The sequence below is a fragment of the Streptomyces sp. NPDC047072 genome (genome assembly GCF_040643855.1).
Taxonomy (GTDB): domain Bacteria; phylum Actinomycetota; class Actinomycetes; order Streptomycetales; family Streptomycetaceae; genus Streptomyces.
Genome location: NZ_JBEYVC010000144.1, coordinates 1 through 16151, shown reverse-complemented (window position 1 = coordinate 16151; position 16151 = coordinate 1). Strand labels below are relative to the sequence as shown.

The following is a 16151-nucleotide window of genomic DNA, read 5'->3' as shown; positions in this document are numbered from 1 at the left end:
TCATGGCATGGCGATACCGATACCGCCACCGCCGACTGAGGCACCGGCGATGGTCGGTGCACCGGTCCCGGAGTCTCACGGCACGGCCGTCCCCGCCCCGCCACCGGGGGTGCCTCTTCCCGAGGCAGAGCCCCCGACGGCCGCGACACCCGTCGCGTCCGCCACAGGCGCAGTCACCCCGCCCACCCCACCCACTCCGCCCGCCGACGCGCCCGTCCCTCCTACCGACGCACCCGTCTCTCCCGCCGACGCGCCCCTCCCGCCCGCCGCCTTGCCTGCCGACGGTCCGGTCGCCGACGCGCCCCTCCCGCCCGTCGCCTTGCCTGCTGACGCGCCTCTCCCGCCTGCCGTCGCCGACGCGCCCTTCCCGCCTGCCGTCGCCCCGTCCGCTGACGCGTCTCTCCCGCCCGCCGACGCACCCCTCCCTCCCGCCGACGCTCCCATCCCCCCGTCCTCCGGAGGCACCCCGCCGACCGCCATTGCGCCCGCCCTGGCCCCGGGAGCCCCCACCCTCCCCGCCCCGCCCGTCAATCCCTGGCAGAACTACGACCCCTGGGCCCCCGTCCCCGCCCCTCTTCAGCAGAGCGGTGTTCCCGGTAACCCGTCTCGTCGGCGTACCCGGTGGGGGCTGGTCGGTGGGGCCCTGCTGATCGCTCTCGTCGCCGGGGGTTTCGGAGGGGGCGTAGGGGCTTATCTGGGGCGGGACAGGGGGCGTGGGGACGTCGTGTTGCCGCAGGCCGGTGTCGAGGACTCCGGGCGCGCTCCGGACAGCGTCGCGGGGATCGCCGCGCGTGCCCTGCCCAGTGTCGTGACCCTGCATGTGAGCGGTGCAGAGGAGTCCGGCACCGGCACCGGGTTCGTGCTCGACGACCAGGGCCACATCCTCACCAACAACCACGTCGTCGAACCCGCCGGCTCCGACGGCGAGATCTCCGTGACCTTCCACAGCGGCGACACCGCGAAGGCCACCGTCGTGGGCCGGGACAGCGGCTACGACCTCGCCGTCGTCAAGGTCGACAGCGTGCGCGGACTCCAGCCCCTGCCCCTCGGCAACTCCGACAACGTCCAGGTCGGCGACCCCGTCGTCGCCATCGGCGCCCCCTTCGACCTGGAGGGCACCGTCACCTCCGGCATCATCAGCGCCAAGGAGCGCCCGATCACCGCCGGCGGCGACAGCGCGGACGGCAGCGACGTGTCGTACGTCGACGCCCTGCAGACCGACGCGCCCATCAACCCCGGCAACTCCGGCGGCCCCCTCCTCGACGCCCGTGCCCGTGTCATCGGCATCAACTCCGCCATCCGCTCCGCAGACGACGGCTCCGGCGGTGCGGGCGCCCAGGCCGGTTCCATAGGGCTCGGCTTCGCCATCCCCGTCAACCAGGCCAAACGCGTCGCCGAGGAGCTGATCAACACCGGCCGGGCCACCCACCCCGTCATCGGCATCACCCTCGACATGGACTACACCGGCGACGGCGCCCGGGTCGGCGCCAAGGACGACGACGGCGGTCCCGCGGTCACCGAGGGCGGCCCCGGGGACCGCGCCGGCATCCGCTCCGGCGACGTCATCACCGAGGTCGACGGGCGGCGCGTCCACTCCGGCGAGGAACTCATCGTCAAGACCCGCGCGCACCGCCCCGGCGACCGCCTCCGGCTCACCCTGGAGCGCGTCGGCAAGGAGATCACACTCTCGCTGACCCTCGGATCGTCGGGCGGCGGCTGACGCACATCGATTGACAGAAACCTCACAGGCGTGGCCCCGAACCCCGCCCCACAAGGCAAACAACCCGGAAAACCGTTCACATACGCATGCCAGGAGCGCCCCGGACAGTACCGGTCGTACGGGAACGGCAGGTACCGTGGTCCTGGCCCGGATCCCAAGGAGCTTCAGGTGTTCAATGACATAGGACCACTCGAGCTGATCACGCTCGTCGTCCTCGCCGTGCTCGTCTTCGGTCCGGACAAGCTCCCGAAGGTCATCCAGGACGTCATGCGGACCATCCGCAAGATCCGCGAGTTCTCGGAGAGCGCCAAGCAGGACATCCGCTCGGAGCTGGGCCCGGAGTTCAAGGACTTCGAGTTCGAGGACCTCAACCCCAAGACGTTCATCCGCAAGCAGCTGGACAACGACGAGCTGGGGCTCAAGGAGATCCGCAACGGCTTCGACCTGAAGAAGGAGATGGCCGAGGTCACGGACGCGGTGCACAGCACCGACACGCCCTCCTCGTCCGGAGGGACCTCTTCCGGTGGGACCTCCGGCGGTCGGATCGACATGACCAAGAAGCCCGAGGAGTCCGACAAGGACGACCGCCCGCCCTTCGACGCGGACGCCACCTGAGCTCTACGACCACCGAAGGCGCCCCGAGCCACCTGCTCAGGGGCGCCTTTCGTCGTCGTAGCAGACCCGTCGTACGTGACGCGTCTCATACGCCACCCGCACCCCGTACGGCCTGAACCCGCCCTCCGTGCGCCCCACGCGCCGGGCGCTTTCCCTGCTGCTCGGAGCGGTGTGGATATGCTGCCGAGTTGTTGTGCGGGCCGTACGCGAACCAGCGACACCGCCCAAAGGGGGGCGGGCCGTTCCGGTCCGACGAGAGCTAGGAGGCGTCCGGCACATGGAGACGACGAGTGGGGCAGTCGCGCAGGCGCCGGCCGCGGAGGGCGGACAGCACGTCCCCTCCGCCCGGCGCACGGTCGACGGCTATCTTCAGGCGCCCTTCCCCTGGTACGGCCTCGACGAGGCCTTCACGGGGCCGCGCTGGCTGATGCAGGTCGGTACGTCGGCGGACGGGGCCGTGGAGCACGGGTCCATCGGGCACGGGGACGAGCCGTCCGTGAAGAACGAGGTGGGCTCCGCGGGGGAGCCGAAGGAGAAGTTCGCCGTTGTCGTGACCGTCGCGGCGAGTCCGTCCCGTCGTAGCGCGGACGGTACGGGGCTTCTTGAGGCCACGTCCGTCTCCTCCGCCGCCTGGCTTGCGGGGGTGGGGCTGCTGTCGTTCACCTGGCCCGGGCAGATGGATCATTCCCTGCGGGACGACTGGCTGGATCAGCAGACCGAGACGGCGTGGGTCCTCGCGGACGACCTGGAGGGGCCGGACTGGTCGATTCTGTCGCTGCCGGTGGATGGCGTTCCTACGCCCTTCCACTACCGGGAGTCCGAGTTCGGGTGGGTGCTTGCCGGGTCCACGTCGGAGGGGGTGCATGTGGGGGCGTACGGGAGAGGGATGAGCGCGTACGGGCTCGGCTTCGCCGTCGTGAAGGACATCGGCGAGTACGCGTAGATGCGAGTGGGGAACTGCGGGCCGTATGTGGCTGGTCGCGCAGTTCCCCGCGCCCCTAAAAGAGACAGCTTCTCTAGAACTTGTTCTTCGGGGTGATCCCCAAGGACAGTCCCGAAAGGCCCCTCTGGCGGCCTCCGAGCTTTCCTGCGATGCCCCTCAGGGCCGCGCCCGCCGGGCTGTCCGGGTCGCTGAGTACCACCGGCTTGCCCTCGTCGCCGCCCTCGCGGAGGCGGACGTCGATGGGGATGGAGCCGAGGACCGGGACCGTGGCGCCGATGGTGCGGGTGAGGCCGTCGGCGACCGTCTGGCCGCCGCCCGTGCCGAAGACGTCGACCATCTCGCCGCAGTGCGGGCAGGGCAGACCCGACATGTTCTCGACCACGCCGACGATCTTCTGGTGGGTCTGTACGGCGATGGAGCCCGCCCGCTCGGCCACCTCGGCGGCCGCCTGCTGCGGGGTCGTCACGACCAGGATTTCGGCGTTGGGGACCAGCTGGGCGACCGAGATCGCGATGTCGCCGGTGCCGGGCGGCAGGTCCAGGAGCAGGACGTCCAGGTCGCCCCAGTAGACGTCCGCCAGGAACTGCTGCAAGGCCCTGTGGAGCATCGGGCCGCGCCACACCACCGGAGTGTTGCCCGGGGTGAACATGCCGATGGAGATGACCTTCACGCCGTTCGCCGACGGCGGCATGATCATGTTCTCGACCTGGGTCGGGAGGCCGTCAGCGCCGAGCATGCGCGGCACCGAGTGGCCGTAGATGTCCGCGTCGACCACGCCCACCTTGAGGCCGTCGGCCGCCATCGCCGCCGCCAGGTTCACCGTCACCGAGGACTTGCCGACGCCGCCCTTGCCGGAGGCGACCGCGTACACGCGCGTGAGCGAGCCCGGCTTGGCGAAGGGGACCTCGCGCTCGGTCTGGCCGCCGCGCAGGGCCGTCGCCAGCTCCTTGCGCTGCTCGTCGCTCATCACGTCGAGCGTGACGGAGACGCCGGTGACGCCCTCGACGGCCGCGACCGCGTCCGTCACGCGCTGCGTGATCGTCTCGCGCATCGGACAGCCGGAGACCGTCAGGTACACGGTGACCGCGACCGCCCCGTCCGCGCCGATGTCGACCGACTTGACCATCCCGAGTTCCGTGATGGGCCGGTTGATCTCGGGGTCGTTCACCGTCGCCAGTGCCTCGCGCACCGCGTCTTCGCTAGCCATACAGACGATGGTACGGCCCTTTATAGGGCCCCTTGAAAGGCCATCAACGGTCTTCTACGTCACGTCCCGAAGGCCGTTCCGTCCGTTCCGTCGGGAATACGCCGTGCCCGTCCTGCCGGGACTCCAGCTCCTTCACCAGGTCCTGGAGCTCCGAGCGGATCCAGTCGCGGGTGGCCACCTCGCCGAGGCCGATCCGCAGGGCGGCGATCTCGCGGGTCAGGTACTCGGTGTCCGCGATCGACCGCTCGTTCTGCTTGCGGTCCTGCTCCAGGTTGACCCGGTCCCGGTCGTCCTGCCGGTTCTGCGCGAGCAGGATCAGCGGGGCGGCGTAGGAGGCCTGGAGGGAGAGCATCAGGGTCAGGAAGATGAACGGGTAGTTGTCGAAGCGCAGGTCGCCCGGCGCGAAGATGTTCCACAGCACCCACGCGATGATGACGACCGTCATCCAGACGATGAACCGCCCGGTGCCCAGGAAGCGCGCGATGCGCTCCGACAGCCGTCCGAAGGCCTCCGGGTCCCACTCGGGGAGCAGCCGGCGGCGCGGCGGGCGGGGCTGGTCGAGGCGGGGGCGGCCGCGGGTGGTCGCCGTGGCGCCGGCAGGCGTGCGCTCGCGGGCCGGGGTCTCGCGCTCAGGCGTCATGGTGGGCCGCCCCCTCCGCGTCGAACTCGGTCTCCCGCCAGTCCTCGGGCAGCATGTGGTCGAGGACGTCGTCCACCGTCACCGCGCCGAGCAGCGAGCCCGCCTCGTCGACCACCGGCGCCGCGACCATGTCGTACGTCGCGAAGAACCCGGCGACCACCGGCAGCGGCGCCTCCGGGTCCAGGGCCTGGAGGTCGTCGTCGACGAGTGAGCTGACCAGGGTGTACGGGGGGTCCCGCAGCAGCCGTTGGAAGTGGACCGTGCCGAGGTACTTGCCGGTCGGGGTCTCGTCGGGCGGGCGGCAGACGTAGACCTGGGCGGCGAGGGCCGGGGAGAGGTCGGCGTTGCGGACCCGGGCGAGCGCGTCGGCGACGGTGGCGTCCGGCCTGAGGACGATCGGCTCGGTCGTCATCAGACCGCCGGCCGTGTGCTCCTCGTACTGCATCAGGCGCCGCATGTCGGCCGCGTCGCCGGGCTGCATCAGGCTCAGCAGGCGCTCCTGCTCCTCCGGGGGCAGCTCGGCGAGCAGGTCGGCTGCGTCGTCGGGATCCATGGCCTCCAGGACATCAGCGGCCCGCTCCTCCTTGAGCTTGCCGAGGATCTCGATCTGGTCGTCCTCGGGGAGTTCTTCGAGTACGTCGGCCAGCCGGTCGTCGTCGAGTGCGTTCGCCACCTCCACGCGCCGCTTGGGGGAGAGGTGGTGCAGGACGTTGGCGAGGTCGGCCGGGCGCAGCTGCTCGAAGGTGGCCAGCAGGCTCTCGGCGCCCTGTCCCTGCTCCTCCAGCGTGAAGCCGGTGACCGCGGACCACTCGACGGTCAGCGCCTCGCCCTTGCGCCTGAACGCCCCGCCCTTGCCGCCCTTCCGGACGAAGACGCGGTCGATCTCCCAGTCCCGGCGGGCCGGCAGCTGCTGCACCGCCACGTCGAGGACGGTGACCTCCTCGCCGGTCTCCACGAGCGTGACCCGCCGGTCCAGCAGCTCGCCGAAGACGAGGCGCTCGGTGGGGCGCTGCTCGAAGCGGCGGACGTTGAGCACGCCGGTCGTGATGACCTGGCCGGACTCGATGCTGGTGACCCTTGTCATCGGGAGGAAGATGCGGCGCCGGGTGGACAGTTCGACGACCAGGCCGAGCACCCGGGGTGGCCGGCGGCCGACACGCAGGACGACGACCAGATCCCGCACGCGGCCCACCTGGTCGCCGTTGGGGTCGAAGACGGCGACACCGGCGAGGTGCGAGACGAAGATCCGGGGGGCTCCCGCTGCCATGGCTGTGCTTCCTTTGCATACGAGGCCGCGTACGGGGGTGCGTACGGGGTGTTTCGTTCGGCGTCCGTTGTCCGGATTGCCCGCTCGGGAGGGCTTCAGGCTAGCCCGTACCGATCGGATCCGCCCTGGTGAGCGGTCCGGACGGACTGGCTCCGCCCGGGGCGCGGGGCCCCGGTACGCTGCCGTACGCCGCTGAAGGACCCCCGTCGGAAAGGCAGCCCCACCTGTGACCGCGATTCCCCGGCGCCGTACCTCAAGGACCGCACTGCTGGGCGCGATGTGCGCCCTGGTCGTCACGGGGACGGGGCTGACGGGATGCAGTTCGGATCCCGACGAGGGCACCAATGGGGTGGGCAAACTGCCCGCCGACCAGATCCAGGCGAAGACGCGCGCGGCCGCGGAGTCCGCGAAGGCGCTGCGCCTGGCCGGGAACGTGGTCACCAGTGGGCGTACGTACAAGCTCGACATGAAGCTCAGTTCCGAGGGTGCCTCCGGGTCGGTCACCGCGGAGGGCACGACCTTCGGGCTGCTGCGGGTCGGCGAGCACCTGTATGTGAAGGCCGACGCGGACTTCTGGACCCATGCGGACGGCAAGGGCGACGGGTCGGACTCCGACGCGGCGGCCGCGGACAAGCTCGACGGGAAGTACGTGAAGGTGCCGGCGGGCGACCCCTCGTACAAGAAGTTCAGTGGTTTCACGGACAAGGACGTTCTCCTCGACGGCTTGCTGACCCTGCACGGCGCGCTGGACACGGACGGCCATCACGAGCAGGCGGGTACCCGCACGATCCGCATCACCGGCGACGAAGGCGACGGCGGCACGCTGGACGTCTCGCTGGAGGGCGAGCCGTACCCCCTGCGCCTGGCCCGGGCGGGCGGTGCGGGCACGTTGACGTTCTCGGCGTGGGGCAAGAGCTTCGCCCTGGCCGAGCCGAAGAAGGACGAGACGGTGGACTACGGCAAGCAGCTGCCGACGTCCTGATCTCTCAGGCGCGTTTGCGCTTCTTGAACAGCAGGCGAGGCAGACCCGCCGGGATCGGTTCCCGCGTGGTCGCCGGGGTCGGCAGCGGCGCGGCGGCCAGGTCGCCGTCCGGCAGTGGTGCCGTGGCGCCCGTGGGCTCCAGGCGCAGCACCCGGCACTCCCGGGCCCAGCGAGCCGTCATCGCCTCGCCGTCGGGGGCGTTGAGCCGCTTGCCCTTGAGCTCGGCGACGGCCGCCTCCCAGCCCTCGGACCCGGACGGCAGTTCCACGACCTTCGCCGTCCAGGTGACCAGCCGGCCGCCCTTGTCCTTGCTGCGCACGGTCACCTCGGCGGTGCCCCCGTCGGTCAGCCCCGGCAGCGGCTGCTCACCGGGACCGTCGCCGACCAGACAGGCCGCGCCGTCGTGCCACACGTGCCACAGCGCGCGGGCCGGGGAGCCGGGACCCTGGACCCAGACGAGGCCGGACTTCTTGGTGGCCTCCTCGACGAGGGCCCGGTCGAGCAGCTCGGTTGCCATGGCGTCCACTCTAGAGCCAGCCGTTGCGCTTCAGAGTGCGGTGGATGCCCACACACATCCCGATCATGACCGCCATGACGGCCGGGTAGCCGAACCTCCAGTGCAGTTCCGGCATGTAGTCGAAGTTCATGCCGTAGACCCCGCACACCATCGTCGGTACGGCGATGATCGCGGCCCACGAGGTGATCTTCCGCATGTCCTCGTTCTGGGCGACGGACGCCTGCGCGAGGTTGGCCTGGAGGATGGAGTTGAGCAGTTCGTCGAAGCCGAGGACCTGCTCCTGGACACGGGCGAGGTGGTCGGCGACGTCCCGGAAGTACTTCTGGATGTCGGGGTCGACCAGCCGCATCGGGCGCTCGCTCAGCAGCTGCATGGGCCGCAGCAGCGGGGAGACCGCCCGCTTGAACTCCAGTACCTCGCGCTTGAGTTGGTAGATCCGCGCCGAGTCGACACCGCGCGAGACCTTGCCGCCGCGGCCCGGCGTGAACACCTCGGTCTCCACCTCGTCGATGTCGTCCTGCACCGCGTCCGCGACCGCGACGTAGCCGTCGACCACGTGGTCGGCGATCGCGTGCAGCACCGCCGAGGGGCCCCTGGCGAGCAGCTCCGGGTCGTCCTGGAGGCGGTGGCGCAGGGCGCGCAGGGAGCCCTGGCCGCCGTGCCGGACGGTGATGAAGAAGTCCCGGCCGGTGAAGCACATGACCTCGCCGGTCTCGACGATCTCGCTGTTGGCGGTGAGTTCGGTGTGCTCGACGTAGTGGATGGTCTTGAAGACGGTGAACAGGGAGTCGTCGTAGCGCTCCAGCTTGGGGCGCTGGTGGGCCTGGACGGCGTCCTCGACGGCCAGCGGGTGCAGCCCGAACTCCCGGGCGATGACGGCGAATTCGTCCTCGCTCGGCTCGTGCAGGCCGATCCACACGAACCCGCCGTCGCGGCGCACCTGGCGCATCGCGTCGTGCGGGGTGAGCGCCCGGTCGCACTGCACCCGGGCGCCGTCGCGGTAGATGGCGCAGTCGACGACGGCCGAGGGCGTCGCGGGGTCGCGGGTGGCGTCGTAGGCGCCGGTGTCCTTGCGTAGCGAGGGGCGCGACGGGCGTACCGCGGCACGCAGATCACGGATCATCGACATGGCAGGCTCCTTCGTGACGGGCAACCAAGGCGCCGGCGACGGATGGAACTACCCGGAATGAGGACGTCCTGCTGTAGGTGTTTGGCACGTCCACAAAGCGGGGAGCACCGCACCATCGCGGTGGCGGACTTCATTGCTGATGCAGATCAGACAAAGCGAAACGAAGTGCTCTTCCGCATGAAGACGTGAGCGTGAAAGGCGGCAGCCAGAAGGAGCCGGATCAGCTGTATCAGCGGCGGGAAGAGCGAGTGGTACTGCACGGGTGACTTCGATCCATGACAGCCCCACCTCCTCCGGCCGGTCCCTCGTAAGGGACGATCCATTCCCGTAAAGGGAGTCTCACCAGGCGTCGGGACTCGACCGCGACTCCCCCAGTGCCTGAACGGCCTGGGTGGTACCCCCATCTGCGTGCTGCCCCGACGACCGGCCCAGAGTACCAGCAGGCCGAAGTGTCAAGGCGCTGCTTTGCCCGGTACTGACGAGTTCTATGCTCGCGACATGGCAGATGTTCTTCCTCTGGTCGAGGCCCGGTTGCGTGGCACGCTCGGCGAGCCGGACGCGCGCGCGGCGGTCACCTTCCTCGGCACCGACCGCGTCGAGGTGCTCCGCTTCACCGACGGGGACGTCGTCCGCTACGCCACTCTCGGCATGTCCGCGCAGCCGATGAGCGATCCCACCGCGATGCTCGCCGATCCGGTCAAGGGGCCCCGCGCCGAACTGGTCATCTCCGTACGGGGAGGGCTCGCCGACACCGACAAGGTGCTCCGGCCGCTCGCCGTGCTCGCCGCGTCCCCGCAGGTCGAGGGCGTGGTCGTGGCTCCGGGTGCCTCGCTCGACGTGGGCGAACCCCTGTGGCCCGGCGCTCCGTTCACCTCGGTCCTGGTCGCCGAGCCGGGCGGTCTGGTCGAGGACCTGGAGCTCGACGAGCCCCTCGACCCGGTCCGCTTCCTGCCGCTGCTCCCCATGACGCCGAACGAGGCCGCCTGGAAGCGGGTGCACGGCGCCCAGGCCCTCCAGGAGCGCTGGCTGACGAACGGGACGGACCTGAGGGATCCGTCCCGCAAGTCCGTCCCGCTGGAGTGACCCTCGCGTGAGCAAGGTCACCAAGTGGTGGCCGGAAGCCGTCAGTTGGCGAACACCGCGACACTGTCCTCGACGGCGTGCCTCGGCTCCAGCTCCTCGGCCTCGTGCGTGAGCGCCTTCCGCCGTACGACGACCACGGCCGCGCCGAGCACGGCGGTCACCGCGGCCACCACGAACGGGATGTGGATGTCGGTCCACTCCTCGATCTTGGGCGCGAAGAAGGGCGCCGCCGCTGCCGCGAACCAGCGCACGAAGTTGTAGCCCGCGCTCGCCACGGGACGCGGCGCGTCGGAGACCCCCAGCGCCAGCTCCGTGTAGACCGTGTTGTTCACGCCGATGAAGGCGCCGGACAGGATCGTGCAGACGATGGCCGCGGTGTGGTTGCCGTAGCCGAGGACGAGCACGTCGATCGCGAGCAGGACGAGCGAGCCGCCGAGCACCTTCAGCGAGCCGAACCGCTCCTGCAGGCGCGGCGCCACGAACACCGAGAAGACGGCGAGCAGCACACCCCAGGCGAAGAACACGGCACCCGACTTGTACGGGGTCATGTCCAGCACGAACGGGGTGAAGGCCAGCACGGTGAAGAACGTGTAGTTGTAGAAGAAGGACGAGATCGCCGCCGAGGCGAGTCCGCCGTGGCCGAGCGCCTGGAGCGGGTCGAGCAGCGAGGTCTTGCGGGCCGGCTTCGGCTGCTCCTTGAGGAACACGGTGATGCACAGGAAGCCGATCGCCATCAGGAAGGCCGTACCGAAGAACGGGTAGCGCCAGCTGGCGTCACCGAGCAGGGCGCCGAGCAGCGGGCCGCACGCCATGCCGAGACCGAGCGCGGACTCGTAGAGCAGGATCGCCGCCGCGCTGCCGCCCGCCGCCGCGCCGACGATGACCGCGAGGGCCGTCGAGACGAAGAGGGCGTTGCCGAGGCCCCAGCCGGCCCGGAAGCCGACCAGTTCGCCGACCGAGCCCGAGGTGCCGGCGAGCCCGGCGAAGACCACGACCAGGGCGAGGCCGAGCAGCAGGGTCTTCTTGCCGCCGATGCGGCTGGAGACGAAGCCGGTCACCAGCATCGCGATCGCGGTGATCAGGAAGTAGGAGGTGAACAGGAGCGAGACCTGGCTCGCCGTGGCGTCCAGGCCCTTGGCGATCGACGGCAGGATCGGGTCCACCAGCCCGATGCCCATGAAGGCGACGACGGAGGCGCCCGCGGTCGCCCACACCGCCTTGGGCTGACGAAGGATGCCGCCGGCTCCCGCGTCGAAGGTGTCCATGGTTCCTCACACTCCTCGTGCAGATAGTTGGTATGTACACATAGTAAGTTAGGGGAGCTAATTAATGCAACATACATCCAGTCTGGTCCTGCCGTCCGGACGGGTGATCGTCCTTGACGTGGGAGTGCGAGGGTAGGACCGTGGGGCCCTATGAGGGGCGAACCCAGTTGCCCGAAGTGTGGTGGCCGGGTCAGGGCTCCCGGACTCTTCGCCGATACCTGGCAGTGCGATCTGCACGGGACCGTGCACCCGGTGCAGCCCGTGATCCCGCCCAGTGTCGAGGCCCTCGGCGTCGTCGTGCACCGTACGCAGGTGCCGGTGTGGATGCCGTGGCCGCTGCCGGTCGGCTGGCTGTTCACGGGCGTGGCCTGCGCGGGCGACGACCGCACGGGCGGCCGTGCCACGGCCGTGGCCTGTACCGGGCCCGGGCCGCTCGGGGGCGTCGGCGAGCTGATTCTCGTGGCCGAGGAGCTCGGGGTCGGGCTCGGGGCGCGGTACGCGGGGATCGACGGGCCGGATCCCGGGCCGCACATGAGTGTGGAGAAGCCGCCGCAGGCGAAGGTGCTGGCCGCGGGGAGGCCTACGCCGTTGTGGCATGTCGCGGGGGCGCCGGACGACCGGGCCGTGTTCGCGGGGGAGGCGCTGGGCCTGTGGTTGTGGGCGGTCGTCTGGCCCGAGCAGTCCGGGTTGCTGATGTACGACGAGCTGGTGCTGACGGATCTGCGGGACGCGGGGGCGGAAGTGGAACTTGTGCCCTGCGGGGCGCTGTCGCCGCGCCTGCTGAAACCCTGACTGTAGGGGGCGCACCCCTGGTGCGGATGTGACGGGGGACCTGGAAAATCCGGTTATCCTTGAGCGTCCCTCTCCGTCCCGTCACCGCCTGGAGCCCGCGTGCGCATCGACCTGCACACCCACTCCACGGCCTCCGACGGCACCGACACCCCCGCTGAGCTGGTGCGCAATGCCGCCGCTGCCGGGCTGGACGTCGTCGCGCTGACCGATCACGACACCACCCGTGGGTACGGCGAGGCTCTTGCCGCGCTGCCTGTCGGGCTGACCCTCGTCACCGGGGCCGAGTTGTCCTGTCGGATCGGCGGGGTGTCCATGCACATGCTGGCCTACCTCTTCGACCCCGAGGAGCCCGCGCTGCTCGCCGAGCGGGAGCTGGTGCGGGACGACCGGGTGCCGCGGGCGCGGGCGATGGTCGCGCGGCTCCAGGAGCTGGGCGTGCCGGTCACCTGGGAGCAGGTCGCGCGGATCGCCGGGGACGGGTCGGTCGGGCGGCCGCATGTGGCCACCGCGCTCGTCGAGCTCGGCGTCGTACCGAGTGTGAACGACGCTTTCACCACCGACTGGCTGGCCGACGGCGGCCGGGCCCATGTGCAGAAGCACGAGACCGACCCCTTCGAGGCGATCCGGCTCGTCAAGGGCGCGGGCGGGGTGACCGTCTTCGCCCACCCCGGCGCCAGCAAGCGCGGCCACACCGTCCCGGAGTCCGCGATCGCCGAGATGGCCGCGGCCGGCCTCGACGGCATCGAGATCGACCACATGGACCACGACGAGGAGACCCGCGTACGGCTGCGTGGGCTCGCAGCCGAGCTGGGCCTGCTCGTCACCGGCTCCAGCGACTACCACGGCAGCCGCAAGACCGTCGCGCTCGGCGAGTACACGACGGATCCCGAGGTCTACGGCGAGATCACGCGCCGGGCGACGGGCGCGTTCCCGGTGCCGGGGACCGGCGGAGCCTGAGGTCCGCCCCGGCCACCTCGTTCACCTCTCTCCTCCCGCAAGGCCATCATGTTCGACCTCGCCGTGTTCGGCTCGCTCTTCCTCACCCTGTTCGTGATCATGGATCCGCCCGGGATCACCCCGATCTTCCTCGCCCTGACCGCCGGCCGGCCCGGCAAGGTGCAGAAGCGGATGGCCTTCCAGGCGGTCTGCGTGGCGGGCGGTGTCATCGCCGTCTTCGGGCTCCTCGGCCACCAGATCCTGGACTACCTGCACGTCTCCGTGCCCGCGCTGATGATCGCGGGCGGGCTGCTGCTCCTGCTGATCGCGCTCGACCTGCTCACCGGCAAGACGGACGAGCCGAAGCAGACCAAGGACGTCAACGTGGCCCTCGTACCGCTGGGCATGCCGTTGTTGGCGGGACCGGGCGCGATCGTCTCCGTGATCCTCGCCGTGCAGAAGGCCGAGGGTCTCGCCGGGCAGGTCTCGGTGTGGGCGGCGATCCTCGCCATCCATGTCGTGCTGTGGCTCGTGATGCGCTACTCGCTGCTGATCATCCGGGTCATCAAGGACGGCGGTGTGGTGCTGGTGACCCGGCTCGCGGGGATGATGCTCTCCGCGATCGCCGTGCAGCAGATCATCAACGGGGTCACTCAAGTGATCCGGACGAGCTGACCGGGACAGCTGAAAGGGCCCCGGTCGGTGACCGGGGCCCTCACAAGTCTCTACGGTGATCCGCGTCTGTTACGAGGCCGTGGTGTCGGCCGGACGGATCCACAGCCGCTGCCCTATGGCGGCGGCCTGCTGAACGATCCGGTTGACGGAGGCGGCGTCCACGACGGTGCTGTCCACGGGCGTGCCGTCGACGTCGTCGAGTCGCATGATTTCGAAGCGCATGGCTTCTCCCTTCGTCTGGTCATCCTCCCGGGGAGGATTGCTGGTACATGAGGAGTCAACGGTAGGCGTGTTACAAACATTCCCTACGCTAAAGAAATTTTTCGAACGACTAACTACTGACCGGTAAGGGGTTCTTCGGAGACTCCTTGGGACCGGTTGTGTTCGCAGCGTGACCGCCGGGACAATGGAGGCGATGAATGACGACCTGGCGGCCCTGAGCGCCCGCATCGACCGCACGAACGAGCTGCTGACGCGCATGCTCGCCGAAGTGGCGAAGACGCCCTCGACGCATGCGATCTTCGTCGACGCCGGGTATCTGTACGCGGCCGCGGGCCGGCTGGCGGCCGGCACCGAGGACCGGCGCGCCTTCGACCTCGACGCCGAGGGCCTGATCGAGGCGCTCATCGACCGGGCCCGCTCGATCTTCGCCGACAGCAGGCTGCTGCGGGTCTACTGGTACGACGGCGCGCGCCGCCGTATCCACACCGCCGAGCAGCAGTCGATCGCCGAACTCCCGGACGTGAAGGTCCGGTTGGGCAACCTCAACGCCAACAACCAGCAGAAGGGCGTCGACTCGCTGATCCGCACCGACCTGGAGTCCCTGGCCCGCCACCGCGCCATCAGCGACGCGGCGCTCCTCGGCGGCGACGAGGACCTGGTCTCGGCGGTCGAGGCCGCCCAGGGGTACGGCGCACGCGTGCACCTCTGGGGCATCGAGGCCCCTGAAGGCCGTAACCAGGCGGAGCCCCTGCTCTGGGAGGTCGACAGCCAGCGCACCCTCGACCTCGAGTTCTTCAAGCCGTACGTCTCACGGCGCGCCGTCGCCTACGAACCGACGGCCAGCCGCCCCACCCGCGACGACGTCCGCTTCGTGGGCGCGCAGATCGCCGCGAAGTGGCTGGCGGAGCGGGGGCGGGCGGCGCTGCAGGAGTTGCTGCCGGGCCACCCCTATCTGCCGGGCTCGGTGGACCAGGACCTGCTCGTGGAGGCGGAGGGGCTGCTGCAGTACTCGCTGCGGGGGCAGGCGGATCTGCGGCGGGCACTGCGGGACGGGTTCTGGGAGCACCTGCAGGGGCAGTACTGAGGGTCTACGCGACCGCGGAGTCCCCGGAGTCCCCGGAGTCCCCGGAGTCCCCGGAGTCTGAGGCGGCTGTGGTGTCTGCGGTGTCCCAGAAGTCGGCCAGGGCGCGGGCCGTGGCGCGGGGCCGGTCGGCGTTGGGGGAGTGGTCGGCGCCCGGGATCACCGTACGGCGGGCCCGCAGGCGTACGGCCATGTCGTCCAGGAGCGGCACCGGCCAGGTGTCGTCCTGCGAGCCGGACAGGACGTGGAACGGCAGCGGGACGGCGGTGAGTTCGGCGACCCGGTCCGGCTCGGTGCACAACTGGCGGCCGGTCGCGAGGAGTTGGGCGGGCTTGTTGCCGAGCCAGCGGCGGCGGAGCTGCTCGATGCCGCCGATGCCCTTCGCCGGGCCGCCGACCTCCTCCGGTGGGCCCATCGCCAGGATCGCGTCCCACACCTCGGCCATCGTCATCACGGCGAGGCCGTCCCGCAGCAGCTTGACGCGCTGCTGCTGGGAGTCGGAGATCTGCGCCGGGCCCGAGGAGACGAGGGTGAAGGAGCGGAAGGGGGTGTGGTCGAGCAGGACGGCCGCGCGGGCGATCTGGCCGCCGAGGGAGTGGCCGACGAGGTGGAGGGGAGCGGTGTCGAGAGCTTTGGCCTGTGCGAGTACGTCCTGGGCCAACTCGGTTCGCGCGTAAGCGGATTCGTCCGTCTCCGGGCCGTCCGACTCGAACTGTCCCCGGCCGTCCACGGCGACGACCCGGTACCCGCGCGCCGCGAGCGGTTCGTGGAGCAGTGTGAAGTCCTCCTTGCTGCCGGTGAATCCGGGCAGCAGTAGCGCGGTGCCCCTGGCCTCGACACCGGCGGGCACGGGCGAGTCCACGACGGCGAAGTCACCGCGCTCGGTCCGCAGGGGGTAGGCACGGGCGCCGGGGGGCGCGGCGAAGACGGCTCGGGTGCTCACGGGGTGAGGGTAGCTGGCGGGGGTGACACCGACGCCGACGGCCCGGCTCCTCATCGTGTGTGTCGGCATCGTTCTCTCCCGCCCTGCCAGGGGATACGCTGATTCGGATCAGCGATCCAGATTATCCGGATCAC

General features: G+C 70.4%; 17 protein-coding genes. 9 read left to right on the top strand and 8 right to left on the bottom strand.

The window, feature by feature from the left end; translation table 11 throughout:
• The first annotated feature begins 49 nt into the window (after positions 1–49).
• The 3 genes from ABZ896_RS39495 to ABZ896_RS39485 all read left to right on the top strand — a co-directional run bounded on the left by ABZ896_RS39495 (position 50) and on the right by ABZ896_RS39485 (position 3278).
• The gene (locus tag ABZ896_RS39495) at positions 50–1720 is read left to right on the top strand and encodes a trypsin-like peptidase domain-containing protein (protein WP_360939940.1); all 1671 of its coding nucleotides are present in this window, start codon (positions 50–52) and stop codon (positions 1718–1720) included.
• Positions 1721–1888: 168 nt separating this feature from the next.
• Positions 1889–2335 carry a sec-independent translocase gene (locus ABZ896_RS39490; RefSeq protein ID WP_360939938.1) on the top strand — a complete coding sequence of 149 codons (447 nt, stop codon included), beginning with the start codon at positions 1889–1891 and terminating at the stop codon, positions 2333–2335.
• A gap of 277 nt (positions 2336–2612) precedes the next feature.
• Entirely contained in the window at positions 2613–3278 is a 666-nt protein-coding gene (locus tag ABZ896_RS39485; RefSeq protein WP_360939936.1) for a hypothetical protein, read from the top strand.
• A 73-nt stretch (positions 3279–3351) separates the two neighbouring features.
• On the opposite strand, the gene ABZ896_RS39480 is transcribed toward ABZ896_RS39485, so the two are convergent.
• Genes ABZ896_RS39480 through ABZ896_RS39470 form a run of 3 tightly spaced genes read right to left on the bottom strand, consistent with a single transcriptional unit; the run spans position 3352 to position 6392 of the window.
• Positions 3352–4485: an Mrp/NBP35 family ATP-binding protein gene (locus tag ABZ896_RS39480; protein ID WP_360939934.1), complete on the bottom strand. Its 1134-nt coding sequence runs from the start codon at positions 4483–4485 to the stop codon at positions 3352–3354.
• Between the two features lie 43 nt (positions 4486–4528).
• The gene (locus ABZ896_RS39475) at positions 4529–5125 is read right to left on the bottom strand and encodes a DUF1003 domain-containing protein (protein ID WP_360939932.1); all 597 of its coding nucleotides are present in this window, start codon (positions 5123–5125) and stop codon (positions 4529–4531) included.
• On the bottom strand, positions 5115–6392 hold the full coding sequence (locus ABZ896_RS39470; RefSeq protein ID WP_360939930.1) for a CBS domain-containing protein: 1278 nt from the start codon (positions 6390–6392) through the stop codon (positions 5115–5117). Before ABZ896_RS39470 ends, ABZ896_RS39475 begins: the two co-directional genes overlap by 11 nt.
• A 226-nt stretch (positions 6393–6618) precedes the next feature.
• Between ABZ896_RS39470 and ABZ896_RS39465 the strand changes: the two genes are divergently transcribed.
• Positions 6619–7374: a hypothetical protein gene (locus ABZ896_RS39465; protein WP_360939928.1), complete on the top strand. Its 756-nt coding sequence runs from the start codon at positions 6619–6621 to the stop codon at positions 7372–7374.
• A gap of 4 nt (positions 7375–7378) precedes the next feature.
• Here the strand turns inward: ABZ896_RS39465 and ABZ896_RS39460 are convergent, their stop codons facing one another.
• Positions 7379–7891, bottom strand: coding sequence for a hypothetical protein (locus ABZ896_RS39460; protein WP_360939926.1), 513 nt, complete (start codon positions 7889–7891; stop codon positions 7379–7381).
• Between the two features lie 10 nt (positions 7892–7901).
• Complete coding sequence (locus ABZ896_RS39455; RefSeq protein WP_360939924.1) at positions 7902–9020, bottom strand: magnesium and cobalt transport protein CorA; 1119 nt, start codon at positions 9018–9020, stop codon at positions 7902–7904.
• 498 nt (positions 9021–9518) lie between these two features.
• Here ABZ896_RS39455 and ABZ896_RS39450 point away from each other — a divergent pair, with 498 nt between their 5' ends.
• The gene (locus tag ABZ896_RS39450; protein WP_360939922.1) at positions 9519–10103 is read left to right on the top strand and encodes a suppressor of fused domain protein; all 585 of its coding nucleotides are present in this window, start codon (positions 9519–9521) and stop codon (positions 10101–10103) included.
• A gap of 41 nt (positions 10104–10144) precedes the next feature.
• On the opposite strand, the gene ABZ896_RS39445 is transcribed toward ABZ896_RS39450, so the two are convergent.
• Complete coding sequence (locus ABZ896_RS39445) at positions 10145–11368, bottom strand: MFS transporter (protein WP_360939920.1); 1224 nt, start codon at positions 11366–11368, stop codon at positions 10145–10147.
• A gap of 150 nt (positions 11369–11518) precedes the next feature.
• Between ABZ896_RS39445 and ABZ896_RS39440 the strand changes: the two genes are divergently transcribed.
• From ABZ896_RS39440 to ABZ896_RS39430, 3 genes are all read left to right on the top strand, one after another.
• Entirely contained in the window at positions 11519–12160 is a 642-nt protein-coding gene (locus ABZ896_RS39440; protein WP_360939918.1) for a DUF6758 family protein, read from the top strand.
• Between the two features lie 99 nt (positions 12161–12259).
• A complete protein-coding gene (locus ABZ896_RS39435) occupies positions 12260–13117 on the top strand; it encodes a PHP domain-containing protein (RefSeq protein WP_360939916.1) in 858 nt (285 codons plus the stop codon).
• A gap of 48 nt (positions 13118–13165) precedes the next feature.
• Positions 13166–13771, top strand: coding sequence for a MarC family protein (locus tag ABZ896_RS39430; RefSeq protein WP_360939914.1), 606 nt, complete (start codon positions 13166–13168; stop codon positions 13769–13771).
• Positions 13772–13840: 69 nt separating this feature from the next.
• Here ABZ896_RS39430 and ABZ896_RS39425 read toward each other — a convergent pair whose 3' ends face one another.
• Positions 13841–13993, bottom strand: a complete 153-nt coding sequence (locus ABZ896_RS39425; RefSeq protein WP_020136747.1) for a hypothetical protein — start codon at positions 13991–13993, stop codon at positions 13841–13843.
• A 193-nt stretch (positions 13994–14186) separates the two neighbouring features.
• Between ABZ896_RS39425 and ABZ896_RS39420 the strand changes: the two genes are divergently transcribed.
• Positions 14187–15077 (top strand): NYN domain-containing protein, encoded by an 891-nt coding sequence (locus ABZ896_RS39420; protein ID WP_360939912.1) that lies wholly within the window; start codon positions 14187–14189, stop codon positions 15075–15077.
• Positions 15078–15081: 4 nt separating this feature from the next.
• Here ABZ896_RS39420 and ABZ896_RS39415 read toward each other — a convergent pair whose 3' ends face one another.
• Positions 15082–16017, bottom strand: coding sequence for an alpha/beta hydrolase (locus tag ABZ896_RS39415; protein WP_360939910.1), 936 nt, complete (start codon positions 16015–16017; stop codon positions 15082–15084).
• Between the last annotated feature and the right edge of the window lie 134 nt (positions 16018–16151).

Bases quoted from the DNA above. Each gene is read 5' to 3' on its own strand.
- ABZ896_RS39455 (WP_360939924.1), bottom strand. From the start codon at position 9,020: ATGTCGATGATCCGTGATCTGCGTGCCGCGGTACGCCCGTCGCGCCCC.
- ABZ896_RS39485 (WP_360939936.1), top strand. From the start codon at position 2,613: ATGGAGACGACGAGTGGGGCAGTCGCGCAGGCGCCGGCCGCGGAGGGC.
- ABZ896_RS39430 (WP_360939914.1), top strand. From the start codon at position 13,166: ATGTTCGACCTCGCCGTGTTCGGCTCGCTCTTCCTCACCCTGTTCGTG.
- ABZ896_RS39480 (WP_360939934.1), bottom strand. From the start codon at position 4,485: ATGGCTAGCGAAGACGCGGTGCGCGAGGCACTGGCGACGGTGAACGAC.
- ABZ896_RS39420 (WP_360939912.1), top strand. From the start codon at position 14,187: ATGAATGACGACCTGGCGGCCCTGAGCGCCCGCATCGACCGCACGAAC.
- ABZ896_RS39495 (WP_360939940.1), top strand. From the start codon at position 50: ATGGTCGGTGCACCGGTCCCGGAGTCTCACGGCACGGCCGTCCCCGCC.
- ABZ896_RS39460 (WP_360939926.1), bottom strand. From the start codon at position 7,891: ATGGCAACCGAGCTGCTCGACCGGGCCCTCGTCGAGGAGGCCACCAAG.
- ABZ896_RS39425 (WP_020136747.1), bottom strand. From the start codon at position 13,993: ATGCGCTTCGAAATCATGCGACTCGACGACGTCGACGGCACGCCCGTG.
- ABZ896_RS39440 (WP_360939918.1), top strand. From the start codon at position 11,519: ATGAGGGGCGAACCCAGTTGCCCGAAGTGTGGTGGCCGGGTCAGGGCT.
- ABZ896_RS39475 (WP_360939932.1), bottom strand. From the start codon at position 5,125: ATGACGCCTGAGCGCGAGACCCCGGCCCGCGAGCGCACGCCTGCCGGC.
- ABZ896_RS39445 (WP_360939920.1), bottom strand. From the start codon at position 11,368: ATGGACACCTTCGACGCGGGAGCCGGCGGCATCCTTCGTCAGCCCAAG.
- ABZ896_RS39470 (WP_360939930.1), bottom strand. From the start codon at position 6,392: ATGGCAGCGGGAGCCCCCCGGATCTTCGTCTCGCACCTCGCCGGTGTC.
- ABZ896_RS39450 (WP_360939922.1), top strand. From the start codon at position 9,519: ATGGCAGATGTTCTTCCTCTGGTCGAGGCCCGGTTGCGTGGCACGCTC.